The organism is Micromonospora saelicesensis (genome assembly GCF_900091575.1).
Taxonomy (GTDB): domain Bacteria; phylum Actinomycetota; class Actinomycetes; order Mycobacteriales; family Micromonosporaceae; genus Micromonospora; species Micromonospora saelicesensis.
Map to the genome: position 1 here is coordinate 589,549 of NZ_FMCR01000001.1, position 15,776 is coordinate 605,324.

Here is a 15,776-nt window from a genome sequence, read left to right on the forward strand (position 1 = left end):
GGAGGCTCAGCCGAGGTCTACCCGGGTGCGGTGCAGCAGCTCCACCAACTCCGCGCCGTCGGCGGGGCCGAGGGCCGTGAACGCCGGCGCGGCCAGCCGGTTGGTCACCGCCTCCGCCCACAGTCGGCGGCGCACCAGCGGCCCGATCGGCGGGTACGGCGGCGGCCAGCCACAGGCCACCGCCCCGGCCTCGCCCTCCGGCCCGGCCAGCACGGCCTCCAACGGGGTCATCCCGGCGGCGCGTACCGCCAGCAGGTAGGCGCCGGTGAAGTGTTCCCGGAGCAGCCGCAGCCCGGCGGCGCTGCGAGCCCCGGGCGAGAGGTCCGGAAGCGGCATGGCCCGCCACGCGGCGAAGAGCGGCATCCCGCTGGCCTCCGCCGCCACCACGGCCCGCTCGACGAGCGCCGACAGGCGCTCGGTGCCGGGCAGGGGGCCGAGCTGCTGCGCCCCCCACCGACAGCATTCGGCGAGGCTCGCGGCGGCCACCTCGAACGGCGGAACGACGCGGGCGGCGGCGTCCCAACCGTCGGCGACCGCGTCCGGGGCGATGAACCCGAGGGCGGCGGCGGCCGTCTCGGCCCGCACACCGCCGAGCGCGCCGGCCCGGCCGCTGATGTAGAAGGCCCAGCCGGAGATGCCGAGCAGTCGGGCCCGGCGCAACGTCGTCGGGTCCCGGCTGAAGGCGTCGCCCAGGTCGAGCACGACGGGCTTACTGGCGGCCGCGACCTGCTCCGGAGTCACCGCGCCGCCCCGCCCGGGCAACCCGACCCGGCGACCACGCACCGACCCGGGGCCACTCGCCGTGTACGGCCCGCACACTCGTCGTCGTCCATCGATGGTCAGTCTGCCGCGCCACCGCCCGCGTCCGCATCCCCCTCTTCGGCCGCCAGTGCCTCGACCGCCGCCTCGACCTCACCGGCGCGCCGCCGGGCCACTGTGACCGCCCGCTCGGCGGCACGCCGGGCGAGCTTGGCCCGGCTGAGGTCCTGCTCGGCGACCGCGCGCCGCCGCTCCAGCTCGGCCAGCTCGGCCTCAAGACGATCGAGTACGGCCACACCGTCGCGCTCCTGCCCGGTCGCCTCGGTCAGCTCGGTCTCGGCCCGCTCCTGGTCGGCCTGAGCCTTCGCCAACTCCCGGTCCAGGGCGCGGCGCTGCCGGGCCCGCTCGGCTCGGGCCGCCCGCTGTGCGGCCCGTTCGGCCTGCTCGGCACGCTCGGCCGCGCGATCCGGACGGGGTGCCGCCTCGGGACGGCCCCGTTGGGGGCCGGGTCGGCGGGCCGGGCGCTCCTCCTCGCGCTCCTCGTCATCGCCGGTGACCAGCCGCAGTTGCGGCCGGGGCACCTCACCGAAGCCGGCGTAGCTGGCCGCCCGCAGCAGGCGGCCCGCCCGCACCTGCTCGGCGACCTCGACGTCGGAGAACGCCGCGTTCAGCGTCGCCTCCACCTCGGCCAGGGGCAGCCGGCTCGCCGGTGGCGCGTCCGGCTCGGCGGCGGCGAGCTTGCGAACCTCGGCGACCAGGGCGCCGACCACCGCCCGGCGCTGCGCGGACAGCTCCCGCAGTCGGGGCCCACGCAACTCCCGCTGGGCGACTCGCAGGGCGTCGGCGAGCTGCACCAGATCGGCGACCAGCTCCGGGCGTCGGATGGCGAGCAGGTTCACCAACCAGGCGGCCACCGTCGGGCGACGCAGCCGGGCCAGTTGCCGGGCGGTGGTCGGGTCGCCGGCCCGGCGGGCCTCGGCCACAGCGGCGTCCCGGGCGGCCACGAACCGGTCCGGTGGGGTGCGGTAGAGCTGCTGCACCAGCTCCTCGGAGAGGCCGGGCATCGGGTCAGACGTCCACCCGGCTACCGGGCTCCAGTCGCTGGTATTCGGTGCCGGACATCGCGGTGTACTGCCGGTCGAGCACGCCCAGCCCGTTGTCGTTGAGCAACGCGTCGTGCAGGGCGTACGCGCGCCGCGGTGCGACCGCGCGGATGAAGTCGACCACCTCGGAGAACTTCGACCAGGGCGCGTGGATCGGCGCGAAGAGCGTGTCGACGGGTGTCTCGTCGGGCACCACCAGTGAGTCTCCCGGGTGGTAGACCACGTCGTTGATCAGGTAACCGAGGTTGTCGATCACCGGAATGTCTGGGTGGATCACGGCGTGCCGCCCCCCGTACGCGCGCACCGCGACCCCGGCGGCGGTGAACGACTCACCGACGCTGACCGGGCGCAGCACGTCGGCCGCGTCGCCCAGGGCCTCGCCGAGTGAGGCGGGCCCGTGGATCGGGAAGGGCTGTCGGTCGAGTTGGAGGCGCACCGCCGCCAGGTCGAGGTGGTCAGGGTGTTCGTGGGTGATCAGCACCGCGTCCGCACCGTCCAGCGCCGCCGCGGCGTCGCTGAACACCCCGGGGTCGACGACGAGCACTCCCCCGTCGTGTTCCACCCGAAGGCAGGAGTGGGCGTACTTGGTGAGCCGCATCGTGACTCCTCGATTATCGAATCGTGACGTCCTCAGCGCAGTCTGCCGGAACCAGCCGGTGTGCGCGTCGCGTCCGAGCTATCGCCACACCGGTTGACGACGATGGGAGCGGGGATGGACGGACAGGTGGGACGACGCCGCAGTGCGCTGCTGGCGACGACGACACTGGCGGCGGCTCTGGCGCTGACGGGGTGCGGTGCCGGCGACAGCGGGGCGCAGGACACCGCGGGCAAGGCGGCCGAGGCGCCGGCGGCCAACGGCGGCGAGGCGGGCCGGGACGCCGCCGCAGGCGCGCCGGAGGGGGCCGGCGCCGGCGCACCGGACCTGCGGGTCGACCAGCGGGCGATCATCTACACCGGAACGATGCGGGTGCAGGTGGACGATGTGGACTCGGCCGCCCGCGAGGCCACCGCCGTGGTCACCCGGGCCGGTGGCTTCGTCGGCGGCGACCAGCGGCGCAGTGCCGACGACGACGACGCGGTGGCGGAGCTGGAGCTACGGGTGCCGGCGGCGAAGTTCACCGACGTGGTGGAGGAGATGGCGAAGCTCGGTCGGCAGCAGAGCCGGCAGATCGACACTCAGGACGTCACCGAGGAGACCGTCGACCTGGAGGCCCGGATCACCAGTCAGCGCGCCCGGGTGGAGAGCGCCCGTCGGTTGCTGGCCCGGGCTTCCTCGATCACCGACCTGGTGTCGCTGGAGAACGAGTTGGGTCGACGGGAGGCCGACCTGGCCTCGCTGGAGGCCAAGAAGCGGCGCCTGGCCGACCTGACCGCCCTCTCCACGATCACCGTGTCGCTGGCCGGGCCGGCGGCGAAGGACGCCGAGGAGAAGGCCGAGACGGGCTTCCTGGTCGGGCTCAGGGGCGGCTGGAAGGCGTTCGTCGTCTCGATGACCGTCCTGCTCACGGTGCTGGGCGCGTTGCTGCCCTGGCTGGTGGCGCTCGGCGTACCGCTGGCGGCGCTGCTGGTGATGCTGCGCCGACGGCGCAAGTCCCCGGCTCTGGTCGCGCCGGTCAGCGCGCCGCCGCCAGTGCCCGCAACGCGGTCTGCACCATGACGCGGACGCCGACCGCGATGGACCGCTCGTCCACGTCGAAGCTCGCCCGGTGCAGGTCGACGTTGGGGCCGGCGCGACCCACACCGAGCCGGGCGAGGGCGCCGGGGACGTACTCCAGGTACCAGGAGAAATCCTCGCCGCCCATGCTCTGCGGTGTCTCGGCGAGCCCGTCCGGGCCGAGGGCGGCGGCGGTGGCGGCGGTCAGCACCTGGATGGCGCGGGCGTCGTTGCACACCGGCGGTCGGCCGCGCAGGTATTCCAGGTCGACCGTGGCACCGGTCGGCGCGATCACGTCCCGCACCACCTGAGCGACGATCTTGGGAGCCTGCTCCCAGGTGTCGCGGTCCATCACCCGGAGGGTGCCGGACGCGCTCGCCTCGGACGGGATGACGTTGTAGCGGGTGCCGGCCGAGGCATGGCCGAAGACCAGCAGCAGGCCGCTGTTGGCCGGCACCCGGCGACTGACCAGGGCCGGCACCTCGGTGATCAGCCGACCGAGCGCGTCGACCATGTCGACGGTCAGGTGCGGGCGGGCGGTGTGCCCGCCCGGGCCGGAGAGTCGGACGGTCACGTTGTCGGCGGCCGCGGTGATCGGGCCGACGCGCAGGCCGACCTGGCCCACCGGCAGGTTCGGGTCGCAGTGCAGCGCGAAGATCTGCACCACGTCGTCCAGGCCGCCGGCCTCGATGACCTCCAGCGAACCGCAGGGCAGGATCTCCTCGGCCGGCTGGAAGATGAGCCGGACCCGACCGTCCAGCTCACCGAGGTCGGCGAGCTGGGCCAGCAGCATGCCGACGCCGAGCAGGACCGTGGTGTGCACGTCGTGCCCGCAGGCGTGGCAGACGCCCTCCACGGTCGACCGGTACGGGACGTCCTTGGGATCGTCCAGCGGCAGTGCGTCGATGTCGGCGCGCAGCGCCACGACCGGGCCGTCCGGCCTGCCGTTGACGTCGCAGATCACGCCGTTGCCCTTGGGCAGCAGGCGCGGGTTCAGCCCGGCCAACGACAGCTCCCGGGCGATCAGCGCGGCCGTCTCGAACTCGTTGCCGGAAAGCTCCGGGTGCGAGTGGAGGTGACGGCGCGTAGCGATCAGCCCCGGTACCCGGAGCGCGAGAAGGTGGTCCAGCTCGCGCGGCAGGGGCTGGGATCCCGTTGGCGTCTCCAGCCAGGACGACGCCAGCTGGCCGCTTGTGGGCAGCGTCAACGCACTCGTCACGTCGAATTCTCGATCACTAGGAATGGATGGATCATCGGGGACAGCAGACAGCCTAGACCTCCGACGGTGACGCTGCGCAACCTCGTTACGGTAATGATCGGACCGCACAGAGTCACGTATGCCCTGCTGGGGGCGCTCCTCAAGGCGGGGGACAGCAGGTAGATCACGGTCAAACGCCGTCATCAGCCCCTCACCTCCTACAACGCGTAACCGATCGCGGCGGTCACGAATCCCGGCGCCAGCCGGAGACCCGTTGCCAAATTGTCGCATTAGTCGGGGTGATGAACTGACACTCCGACAATTGGCCGACCACACGCCGCAACGAGCCGGACAAGGACGCTCACACGCACCCACCCACCGTGGGCGCACACGGTGTGCGTCCCGGCTCAACCGACCGGATACCCGCTGAGAACGCCGGACACACCGCGCCCCGAGGCCGCGGTCGCGGCCCGGCGCTCAGAATCGGTCGGTGGGTCGGTACAACCCCCAGACCTCACGCAACGTCCCGCAGACCTCACCCACGGTCGCCCGGGCCCGCAGCGCCTCCTTCATCGGGTACAAGACGTTCTCGGTGCCCTCGGCGGCCGCCCGAAGATCGGCGAGCGCGCGTGCCACCGCGTCGGCGTCCCGCTCGGAGCGCAGCCGGGCCAGCCGGTCGGCCTGGGCCGCCTCGATCGTCGGGTCGACCCGCAGCGGCTCGTACGGCTCCTCCTCGTCCACGGTGAACCGGTTGAGCCCGACCACCACCCGTTCCCCCGAGTCGATCTCCTGGGCGATCCGGTACGCGGACTGCTCGATCTCCCGCTTCTGGAACCCGGCCTCGATCGCGTCCACCGCCGAGCCGTGGTCGGCCACCCGCTCCATCAACTCGACGGCGGCGGCCTCGATCTCGGCGGTCATCGCCTCCACCACGTAAGACCCTGCGAACGGGTCGACGGTGGCGGTCAGGTCCGTCTCGTAGGCCAGCACCTGCTGGGTACGCAGCGCGAGCCGGGCCGCCTTCTCGGTGGGCAGCGCGATCGCCTCGTCGAAGCTGTTGGTGTGCAGCGACTGGGTGCCACCGAGCACGGCACCCAGACCCTGCACCGCCACCCGAACGAGGTTCACCTCCGGCTGTTGGGCGGTGAGCTGCACGCCCGCGGTCTGGGTGTGAAACCGCAGCATCATCGACTTCGGATCCTTGGCGCCGAAGTCGTCCCGCATCAGCCGGGCCCAGATCCGCCGGGCGGCGCGGAACTTCGCCACCTCCTCCAGCAGCGTGGTGCGGGCCACGAAGAAGAACGACAGCCGGGGCGCGAAGTCGTCGACGGCGAGCCCGGCGGCCAGCGCCGCCCGTACGTACTCCACCCCGTTGGCCAGGGTGAACGCGATCTCCTGCGCGGGCGTCGCGCCGGCCTCCGCCATGTGGTAGCCGGAGATGGAGATGGTGTTCCACTTCGGCACCTCGCTGCGGCAGTACGCGAACGTGTCGGCCACCAGGCGCAGCGACGGCTTCGGCGGGAAGATGTACGTCCCCCGGGCGATGTACTCCTTGAGGATGTCGTTCTGGATGGTGCCGTTGAGCGCCGTGCCCGGCACCCCGTTCTCCTCGGCGACGAGTTGGTAGAGCAGCAGCAGCACCGAGCCGGGCGCGTTGATGGTCATCGAGGTGGACACCTTGTCCAGGGGGATGTCGGCGAAGAGCAGCCGCATGTCCTCGATGGAGTCGATTGCGACACCCACCTTGCCGACCTCGCCGTGCGCGATCGGTTCGTCCGAGTCGTAACCCATCTGGGTCGGCAGGTCGAACGCGACCGAGAGGCCCATCGTGCCGGCCCGCAACAGCTGGTGGTACCGCGCGTTGGACTCGGTGGCGGTGCCGAAGCCGGCGTACTGGCGCATGGTCCACGGGCGGGAGGTGTACATGGTGGGGTAGACACCCCGGGTGTACGGGAACTCGCCCGGGCTGCCGAGCCGGGAGTCCAGGTCCTCCGGAAGGTCGGCCTCCGTGTAGACGCCGTTGATCGGGAAACCGGACTCACTTGACCGCCGTTGGTTCATCCCCGGATGGTAGGACGCCTGGCCACGTCGTCGGGTGAGGGATACCGCACAGTGCGTCCCGACCGGTCGACACCAGGTGAACGACAGGGCACGTTCTGTCGACTTCGACAAACGTCCGTCGCGTCGGCTTTCGCATCGGGCGTCGGAACCAGCAAGATAGGGGGGTTGTGTCCCAGCCCCCCTCGATTTCCCCCGGTGGCTTTTCTGTGACTCAGATCCCGACGTGGAGCGGCGGACCAGTTAGTCCCGCCAACGGACGAGCGGCGCCCGGCACCACCATTGGTGGCCGGTACTCGCTGCGGTCCTCGGTGGGCAACGGCGGCATGGGCACGGTGTGGCGCGCCACAGACACCCTGCTGCGCCGTGACGTGGCGGTGAAGGAGGTCGTCCTGCCCCCGGGGCTGGCCCCCAGCGACCGCGACGCGATGTACGAACGCACCCTGCGGGAGGCCCGCGCCGCCGCCGCCATCCAGCACCCCGCTGTGGTGCAGGTGTACGACGTGGTCACCGAGGCCGGCCGGCCGTGGATCGTGATGGAGCTGCTGGACGCCCGCAGCCTCGCCGACATGGTGATCGAGGACGGGCCGGTCGCGCCCCGTGCCGTCGCCAAGATCGGCATCGCGCTGCTCGGCGCGTTGGAGGTCGCGCACGCGATCGGCGTGCTGCACCGCGACGTCAAGCCCGCAAACGTGCTGATCTGCACCGACGGGCGCTGCGTGCTGACCGACTTCGGGGTCGCCCGGATGCCCACCGACGTGCAGCTCACCACCCCCGGCATGGTGCTCGGCTCGCCGCACTTCATCTCGCCCGAGCGGGCCATGGGCCAGGAGTTCGGCCCGCCCAGTGACCTCTTCTCGCTGGGTGTGACGCTCTACACCGCGGTCGAGGGGCGGCCCCCGTTCGACAAGGGCGACCCGATCGAGACCATGCACGCCGTGGTGGAGGACCCACCCGCCCCACCGCAGCGCAGCGGCCCGCTGACCCGGGTGCTGATGGGTCTGCTCGAGAAGGACCCGGCGCGCCGACTCGACGTGCACACCTCCCGGGCCATGCTGCGCGAGCTGCTCGCCGGCCCCCTGGGCAGCACGGCGACGGCTGTGCACTCGGTCACCGACCCGTACGCAGTGGTGCCGGTGCAGCAGCGCCCCATCCCCGTCCTCCCGCCGGCCCAGCCGGAGCCGAAGCCGGACAGCCAGATCGGTGGCAAGGCGATGCTGGCCCCGGGCGAGTCCCTGACCGACCGGCTGGCCTCGCTGCGCCGGGGCGAGCGCCCCCAGGCAGCTTCCGCGGCCGGCACCACCGGTGGGCTCGACGAGACCAGCGCCGACGCGTTGGCCGGCCCGCTGCACACGCCGACCGGCGCGATGCCGACTCCCGGCCGACCGGCGGCCGGGCGCACCTACGGCGGCAACGCGGACGCCACCCAGCGGGTGGACGCCGGCGGGCACCCCGACGCCACCCAGCGGGTCAGCTACGGCAGCCCGGCCGATGCCACCCAGCAGGTCGGGTACGGCGGCGCAGCACCGGAGGCCACCCAGCGCGTCGGCGGCACCTACGGCGGCGGCAACCAGTGGTCGGTGCCGGGCACCGGCCAGCCCTGGGCCACCACGCCCGCCGCTTCGGGCGGCAGCGCGCTGGACAAGGTCCGGGCCACCGGTGGTCAGCTCGTCACCACGGTCAAGGGCTGGCCGCGCAAGGTCCAGCTCGCCGCGGCCGGCGGGTTGGTCGTCGTGCTGCTCATCACCGCTGTGGCGCTCTCCGGCGGCGAAGACCCCCCGCCGAGCACCCCGGCCGCACAGCCCACCACGTCCGCCCCGGCGGCCCCCACTGTCGAGATGCAGGAGCACACCGCCCGCGGAATCCAGGTCATGGTGCCGAAGGGCTGGAAAAAGGCCACCGGCGGCTCGTACACCGACTACATCGACCCGGCGGACAGCGGCCGCAAGGTCCGCATCATCACCGAGAAGTGGAGCAGCAGCTCCACCCGGTGGGCCGAGACTGCCGAGAACGGCCTCAAGACCCGGAGCACCTCCTGCGTCAAGCCGTACAACCAGATCTCCTCCACCGAGACCGAGCTGGCGAGCAAGCCGGCAGCGGAATTCGAGTACACCTGCGGTGAGGGTGACGCGATGCGGCACGGCGTCTGGCGGGGCGTGGCGCAGGACGGCAAGGCGTACTCGTTCTACCTCACCGCCACGGACGCCAAGTTCGCGGAGAGCAAGCCGATCTTCGACGAGATGACGCGGACGTTCCAGCTCACCGGAAACGGCTGAGCCGGAGGGAACCCACAGGGGTGATCCGCCGCCGTGCTATCAAGGGGCATGGCGGCGGACACCACTGACATCGACGACATTCGCGAGCAAGCCCGGCGCTGGCTGGCCGACGACCCCGACCCGGCCAGCCGGGACGAGCTGACGGCGGTGCTCGACGGGCTGCCGGCGAGCGCCCCGGAGCTGGCCGACCGGTTCGCCGGCCCCCTGACCTTCGGCACGGCGGGCCTGCGCGGCCCGCTGCGCGCCGGCCCGAACGGCATGAACCTCGCCGTGGTCACCCAGGCCGCTGCCGGCCTGGTCACCTGGCTCGCCGCCCAGGGCGGCAACGGCCCGCTGGTGATCGGGTACGACGCCCGGCACGGCTCCCGGCAGTTCGCGGAGCGCACCGCACAGGTGGCCACCGGTGCGGGCCGCCCGGCGCTGCTGCTGCCCCACCCGCTGCCCACCCCGGTGCTGGCGTACGCCGTGCGGCACCTCGGCGGTGTCGCCGGAGTGATGGTCACGGCCAGCCACAACCCGCCGCAGGACAACGGCTACAAGGTCTACCTCGGCGCGGAGCTGGGCGGCGAGTTGGGCGCCGGCGCGCAGATCGTGCCACCCGCCGACGCCGGTATCGAGGCCGCCATCCGATCGGTCGGGCCGCTGGCCCAGGTGCCGTTGGGCGAGCCCGGTCAGGTGCTCGGCGACGACCTGGTCGCCTCGTACGTCGAACGGGCCACCGCGGTGATCGACCCGGACGGGCCACGGGACCTGACGGTGGCATACACCCCGCTGCACGGGGTGGGCGCAGCGGTGCTCACCGCCGCCTTCGCCCGCGCGGGCTTCCCGACCCCCGGGGTGGTGCCCGACCAGGCCGAGCCGGACCCGGCGTTCCCCACCGTGTCATTCCCCAACCCGGAGGAGCCGGGCGCGGTGGACCGGCTGATCGCCCTGGCCGACTCCACCGGCGCGGACCTCGCCATCGCCAACGACCCGGACGCCGACCGTTGCGCTGTGGTCGTCCGGGACGACCGCGACGGCTGGCGGATGCTGCGGGGCGACGAGGTGGGCGTCCTGCTCGCCGACCACCTGATGCGCCGGGGGGTGACCGGGCTCTACGCCACCACCATCGTGTCGTCGTCACTGCTGCGGGCGATGTGCGCGGCCCGGGGTCTGCCCTACGACGAGACGCTGACCGGCTTCAAGTGGATCGTGCGGGCTGGCGGCGGAAGCGCGCCCCTGGTCTTCGGCTACGAGGAGGCGCTCGGCTACTGCGTCGCCCCGGAACACGTCCGAGACAAGGACGGCATCACCGCCGCGCTGACAGTGGCCGAGTTGGCCGCCGGCCTGAAGTCGCAGGGTCGTACGCTGACCGACCGGCTGGACGAGCTGGCCGCCGAGTTCGGCGTGCACCACACCGACCAGCTCTCGGCCCGGGTGGACGACCTGCGGGTCATCGCCGACGCGATGGCCCGGATCCGGGCGGACACCCCGGCCACCCTGCTCGGGCAGCCGGTGGACAGCGTCCGGGACCTGCTGCCCGAGTCGGACGTGGTGATCCTGCGGACCGCGGTGGCCCGGGTGGTGATCCGCCCGTCCGGGACCGAGCCGAAGCTCAAGGCGTACCTCGAGGTGGTGGAACCGGTCGTGGACGGTGACGTCCGGACGGCCCGCAGCAGGGCGGCGCAGGCGGTCGCCGCCCTGCGTGGCGAGATCGCCGCAGCTCTGGGGCTCTGACCGGCGCCTTGGGTCAGCGGCGCGGGCCGAGGGCCTGGTCGACGGCCCTGGCCAGGGCGGCGACGACCAAGCCGACCGACGGGCGGACCACCGAGTCGTCGGTGCTCACCTCGCCGGAGAACCCGGCGCCGGTGGCGATCTCCGTCAACCGGCGGCGGGCATCGGCGGCGGCCTCGCCGCTCACCCCGAGCGCGGACTCCATCCGGAGCACCACGACCAGGGTGGCCAGCGCGGCGGTCCGCTCGTCCGGGGCTGCCGCGCCGGTCAGCGCCTCGGCCAGCCGCTGGCGGGTCTCCGCCTCGACGGAGGTGTCCACGACCGGGTAACGGTGCACGTGGATGAAGCCCAGCTCGGTCTCGTCGACGTCCCGGACGACGCCCTGCCGGCACAGGTCGGCGAGGATCCGGTCGCGCAGGCCGTGCCGCAGACGCTGCACCCAGGACGCCGGGGTGTGCGGGGTGTCGGCGGCGATCCGGCTGAGGACATCGTCGCTGAACGGCTCGCCGGTCGGCGTCGGATCGATCACCGCCAGGGACCCGTCGGCGTACGCGATCCGGCCGGCCAGAGCCAGCTCGACCAGCACCGCGGCGGCCATGCCCAGGTCCAGGCTGATCCGTGGCATGGTCGCCTTGCCGGTCGTGTCGTCGTAGGCGAGGAGCAGCAACTCCTCGGCGAGCGCAACACCAGTCATGGCCGGAGACGGTAGCGGGTCCGGGCACCCCGCGCACGGACCCGCCGGACCCGGCACCGACCGGGTATCGCCTCAGAAGCGGGGCATGCCACCGAACTGGCGGTCGCCGGCGTCACCGAGGCCGGGGACGATGAACATGCTGTCGTTGAGCCCCTCGTCGATCGAGGCCGTGACCAGGCGCAACGGCAGGCCGGAGCGCTCCAGCCGCTCGATGCCGACCGGGGCGGCGAGCACACAGAGCACTGTGATGTCGGTGCAGCCCCGATCGGCCAGCAGCCGACACGAGTGCTCCAGCGAACCGCCGGTGGCCAGCATCGGGTCCAGCACCAGCACCGGCAGCCCGGCCAAGTCGCGTGGCAGTGACTCCATGTACGCGCGGGGCTCGTAGGTCACCTCGTCGCGGGCCAGGCCCACGAAACCCATCGACGACTCGGGCAGCAGGCCCAACGCGGCGTCCGCCATGCCCAGCCCGGCGCGCAGCACCGGGACCAGCAGCGGCGGGTTGGCCAGCCGGGTGCCCTCGGTGCCGGTGACCGGCGTCTGCACCGGGTACCGCTCGACGGGGAAGGTGCGTGCCGCCTCGTACACCAGCATGGTGGTCAGTTCGTGCAGCGCCGCCCGGAACGTCGAGGAATCGGTGCGCGCGTCCCGCATGGCAGTCAACCTGGACTGGGCCAGCGGGTGGTCAATGACGTGTACGTCCACGATCGCTCAACCTACCGGTCCGTACCGTGCGGCGGTGCGGGTGCGGTCGGACCAGGGACGCCGCTCACGTCGGCACGTCATGGAGCGGTCGTGAGCAAGATCACTCGGGGGTCTCGTGCGTAGACTTCTCGGCATGACGGCGACAACGACGTCGGCCCGGTCGGAGCTCTCCGAGCTGGGACGATCCGAGACCGCTCTGCGGACCTTCCTGCACGGCCTGCCCGGCGTGGACCAGGTCGGCGCGGAGCAGCGGGCGGCACAGCTCGGCACCCGCTCCATCAAGACCACCGCCAAGGCCCAGGCGATCGACCTGGCGATCCGGATGGTCGACCTGACCACCCTGGAGGGGGCGGACACCCCGGGCAAGGTGCGCGCGCTCGCCGCGAAGGCCCTGCGTCCGGACCCGGCCGACCCGTCCTGCCCGCACGTCGGCGCGGTCTGCGTCTACCCGGCGATGGTCCCCTACGTGGCGGAGGTGCTGCGCGGCTCCGCCGTGCACCTGGCCAGCGTGGCGACCGCGTTCCCGTCGGGTCAGGCGCCGTTGGAGATCAAGCTGGCCGACACCCGGGCCGCCGTCGCGGCCGGCGCCGACGAGATCGACATGGTGATCAACCGGGGTGCGTTCCTGGCCGGGCGGTACAAGGAGGTCTACGACGAGATCGTGGCCACCAAGGAGGCCTCCGGGGACGCCCACCTCAAGGTGATCCTGGAGACCGGCGAGCTGGCCACCTACGACAACGTCCGGCGGGCCTCCTGGCTGGCCATGCTGGCTGGCGGCGACTTCATCAAGACCTCCACCGGCAAGGTCCCGATCGCGGCGACGATGCCGGTGAGCCTGGTGATGCTGGAAGCGGTGCGTGACTTCCGCGAGGCGACCGGGCGGCAGGTGGGCGTGAAGCCCGCCGGTGGCATCAAGACCACCAAGGACGCGATCAAGTACCTGGTGATGGTCAACGAGACCGTCGGCCCGGACTGGCTCGACCCGGACTGGTTCCGCTTCGGCGCGTCCAGCCTGCTCAACGACCTGCTGATGCAGCGCACCAAGCTGACGACCGGCACTTACTCCGGTCCCGACTACTTCACCCTGGACTGATAGCCGATGTTCGAATACGCCCCCGCCCCCGAGTCCCGCTCGGTGGTGGACCTCAAACCCTCGTACGGGCTGTTCATCGACGGCACGTTCGTCGACCCGACCGACGGTGGCAGCTTCAAGTCGATCAACCCCGCCTCCGAGGAGGTGCTGGCCGAGGTCGCCGAGGCCGGCGCCCAGGACGTGGAACGCGCGGTGCGCGCCGCCCGCAAGGCGTACGACAAGGTCTGGGGCCCGATGCCGGGCCGGGACCGGGCGAAGTACCTGTACCGGATCGCCCGGCTCATCCAGGAGCGCTCCCGCGAGCTGGCCGTCCTGGAATCGCTGGACAACGGCAAGCCGATCCGCGAGTCCCGCGACGTCGACCTGCCGCTGGTCGCCGCGCACTTCTTCTATTACGCGGGCTGGGCCGACAAGCTGGAGCACGCCGGCTTCGGCCCGAATCCGCGGCCCATCGGCGTGGCGGCGCAGGTCATCCCGTGGAACTTCCCGCTGCTCATGCTGGCCTGGAAGATCGCCCCGGCGCTGGCCGCGGGCAACACGGTGGTGCTGAAGCCGGCCGAGACCACCCCGCTGACAGCGCTGCTCTTCGCCGAGATCTGCCAGCAGGCCGACCTGCCGGCCGGTGTGGTCAACATCCTCACCGGCGCCGGAGACACCGGCCGCGCGCTGGTCGAGCACCCCGGCGTGGACAAGGTCGCCTTCACCGGCTCCACCGACGTGGGCCGGGCCATCGCCCGGTCGGTCGCCGGCACCCGCAAGAAGCTCACCCTGGAACTGGGCGGCAAGGCCGCCAACATCGTCTTCGACGACGCACCCATCGACCAGGCGGTCGAGGGCATCGTCAACGGCATCTTCTTCAACCAGGGGCACGTCTGCTGCGCCGGCTCCCGACTGCTGGTCCAGGAGAACGTGGCCGAGCGGGTGCTGGAGTCGCTGAAGCGACGGATGGCTCAGCTCCGGGTCGGCGACCCACTGGACAAGAACACCGACGTCGGCGCGATCAACTCCGCCGCCCAGCTGGAGCGGATCCGCGAGCTGTCCGACGCCGGCTCGGCCGAGGGCGCCGAACGCTGGTCACCGCCGTGCGACCTGCCCGACCGGGGCTTCTGGTTCGCGCCGACCATCTTCACCGGCGTCACCCAGGCACACCGGATCGCCCGCGAGGAGATCTTCGGCCCGGTGCTGTCGGTGCTCACCTTCCGCACCCCGGCCGAGGCCGTGGAGAAGGCCAACAACACGCCGTACGGGCTGTCGGCCGGGATCTGGACCGACAAGGGTTCCCGGATCCTGTGGATGGCCGACCGGCTGCGCGCCGGCGTGGTCTGGGCCAACACCTTCAACAAGTTCGACCCCACCTCGCCGTTCGGTGGTTACAAGGAGTCGGGCTACGGTCGCGAGGGCGGCCGGCACGGGCTGGAGGGCTACCTCAATGTCTGAGCGGGTCGCGGTACGCAAGACGTACAAGCTCTTCATCGGCGGGAAGTTCCCGCGCAGCGAGTCGGGACGGTCGTATCTCGTGCAGTCCTCGAATGTGTCACTGGCCTCCCGCAAGGACGCCCGGGACGCGGTGGTCGCCGCCCGCGCCGCCGTCAAGGGCTGGGCCGGCGCGACCGCGTACAACCGGGGTCAGATCCTCTACCGGGCCGCCGAGATGCTGGAGGGCCGCCGCGAGCAGTTCGTCGCCCTGGGCATCCCCGGCGACGAGGTGGACGCCGCGGTCGACCGCTGGGTCTGGTACGCCGGCTGGGCCGACAAGCTGGCCCAGGTGTACGGCGGCGCCAACCCGGTCGCCGGCCCGTACTTCAACATCTCCGCGCCCGAACCGACCGGCGTGGTCGCGGTGGTCGCCCCGGAACGCCCGGCGCTGCTCGGCCTGGTCAGCGTGATCGCCCCGGCGATCGTCAGCGGCAACACAGTGGTGGTGGCGGCCTCGGCGACCGAGCCGCTGGCGGCGGTGACGCTGGCCGAGGTGCTGGCCACGTCCGACCTGCCCGGCGGTGTGGTCAACATCCTCACCGGCGCGATCACCGAGACCGCGCCGACGCTGGCCGCGCACATGGACGTCAACGCGATCGACCTGACCGGGGTCACCGACGCCGCGCTCGCCACCGACCTGGAGGTCAAGGCGGCGGAGAACCTCAAGCGGGTGCTCCGACCGGCCCCGGCCGACCACGACTGGTCGGTCGACCCGGGCCTGGATCGGATGACGGCGCTGTTGGAGACGAAGACGGTGTGGCACCCGAAGGGGGTGTGATCGTCTTTGCTCGGCCTTTTGGGTTTTCGGGGGAGCCCCACCCGCTCCGGGCGGTCAGGCTTGATCCCTCCGCGGGTGGGGCTCCCCCGAAAACCCTGACGTGGGCCGGGTTCGTCGGGTGGGTCAGCTCGGGGGTACTGCCTCGGGTTGGGTTGCCGGTCAGCGGGCGTCGGCCGTCGGCCCCGCGTCAAGATCCGCGCAACTTCAGGGTTGTTGCTGCCTCCCGCGCGCCTGAGGCAGCAACAACCCTTTTCTTGTCCGGATCTTGG

The 15,776-nt window shown here is 72.3% G+C and carries 13 protein-coding genes; 6 read left to right on the forward strand and 7 right to left on the reverse strand.

Annotated features, from left to right (window positions below; all coding sequences use genetic code 11):
* Positions 1 to 6: 6 nt before the first annotated feature.
* The 3 genes from GA0070561_RS02785 to GA0070561_RS02795 all read right to left on the reverse strand — a co-directional run bounded on the left by GA0070561_RS02785 (position 7) and on the right by GA0070561_RS02795 (position 2,460).
* Entirely contained in the window at positions 7 to 741 is a 735-nt protein-coding gene (locus tag GA0070561_RS02785) for an SCO6745 family protein (RefSeq protein ID WP_091397233.1), read from the reverse strand.
* Between the two features lie 98 nt (positions 742 to 839).
* Entirely contained in the window at positions 840 to 1,823 is a 984-nt protein-coding gene (locus GA0070561_RS02790) for a hypothetical protein (RefSeq protein ID WP_091394466.1), read from the reverse strand.
* Positions 1,824 to 1,827: 4 nt separating this feature from the next.
* A complete protein-coding gene (locus tag GA0070561_RS02795; protein WP_091394469.1) occupies positions 1,828 to 2,460 on the reverse strand; it encodes an MBL fold metallo-hydrolase in 633 nt (210 codons plus the stop codon).
* Positions 2,461 to 2,553: 93 nt separating this feature from the next.
* Between GA0070561_RS02795 and GA0070561_RS02800 the strand changes: the two genes are divergently transcribed.
* Positions 2,554 to 3,519, forward strand: a complete 966-nt coding sequence (locus GA0070561_RS02800; RefSeq protein ID WP_091397236.1) for a DUF4349 domain-containing protein — start codon at positions 2,554 to 2,556, stop codon at positions 3,517 to 3,519.
* On the opposite strand, the gene GA0070561_RS02805 is transcribed toward GA0070561_RS02800, so the two are convergent.
* A complete protein-coding gene (locus GA0070561_RS02805) occupies positions 3,476 to 4,735 on the reverse strand; it encodes an amidohydrolase (protein ID WP_091394472.1) in 1,260 nt (419 codons plus the stop codon). The two genes, GA0070561_RS02800 and GA0070561_RS02805, sit on opposite strands and share 44 nt — an antisense overlap.
* Before the next feature lie 456 nt (positions 4,736 to 5,191).
* Positions 5,192 to 6,775, reverse strand: coding sequence for an acyl-CoA mutase large subunit family protein (locus GA0070561_RS02810; protein ID WP_091394475.1), 1,584 nt, complete (start codon positions 6,773 to 6,775; stop codon positions 5,192 to 5,194).
* A gap of 206 nt (positions 6,776 to 6,981) precedes the next feature.
* On the opposite strand from GA0070561_RS02810, the gene GA0070561_RS02815 reads away from it, so the two are divergent.
* Together GA0070561_RS02815 and GA0070561_RS02820 are read left to right on the forward strand one after the other, a co-directional pair.
* Entirely contained in the window at positions 6,982 to 9,048 is a 2,067-nt protein-coding gene (locus GA0070561_RS02815) for a serine/threonine-protein kinase (protein WP_091394478.1), read from the forward strand.
* 48 nt (positions 9,049 to 9,096) lie between these two features.
* Entirely contained in the window at positions 9,097 to 10,764 is a 1,668-nt protein-coding gene (locus GA0070561_RS02820) for a phospho-sugar mutase (RefSeq protein WP_091394481.1), read from the forward strand.
* A 13-nt stretch (positions 10,765 to 10,777) separates the two neighbouring features.
* Here GA0070561_RS02820 and GA0070561_RS02825 read toward each other — a convergent pair whose 3' ends face one another.
* Positions 10,778 to 11,455 (reverse strand): GOLPH3/VPS74 family protein, encoded by a 678-nt coding sequence (locus GA0070561_RS02825; protein ID WP_091394484.1) that lies wholly within the window; start codon positions 11,453 to 11,455, stop codon positions 10,778 to 10,780.
* A 72-nt stretch (positions 11,456 to 11,527) separates the two neighbouring features.
* Entirely contained in the window at positions 11,528 to 12,160 is a 633-nt protein-coding gene (gene upp, locus GA0070561_RS02830; protein ID WP_091394488.1) for a uracil phosphoribosyltransferase, read from the reverse strand.
* Between the two features lie 133 nt (positions 12,161 to 12,293).
* Between upp and deoC the strand changes: the two genes are divergently transcribed.
* The 3 genes from deoC to GA0070561_RS02845 are packed head-to-tail and all read left to right on the forward strand — an operon-like array spanning position 12,294 to position 15,507.
* Entirely contained in the window at positions 12,294 to 13,253 is a 960-nt protein-coding gene (gene deoC, locus GA0070561_RS02835; protein WP_091394490.1) for a deoxyribose-phosphate aldolase, read from the forward strand.
* Positions 13,254 to 13,259: 6 nt separating this feature from the next.
* Positions 13,260 to 14,690 (forward strand): aldehyde dehydrogenase family protein, encoded by a 1,431-nt coding sequence (locus GA0070561_RS02840; protein ID WP_091394493.1) that lies wholly within the window; start codon positions 13,260 to 13,262, stop codon positions 14,688 to 14,690.
* On the forward strand, positions 14,683 to 15,507 hold the full coding sequence (locus GA0070561_RS02845) for an aldehyde dehydrogenase family protein (protein WP_091394498.1): 825 nt from the start codon (positions 14,683 to 14,685) through the stop codon (positions 15,505 to 15,507). The genes GA0070561_RS02840 and GA0070561_RS02845 overlap by 8 nt, the downstream gene beginning before the upstream one ends.
* The last annotated feature ends 269 nt before the right edge of the window (positions 15,508 to 15,776 follow it).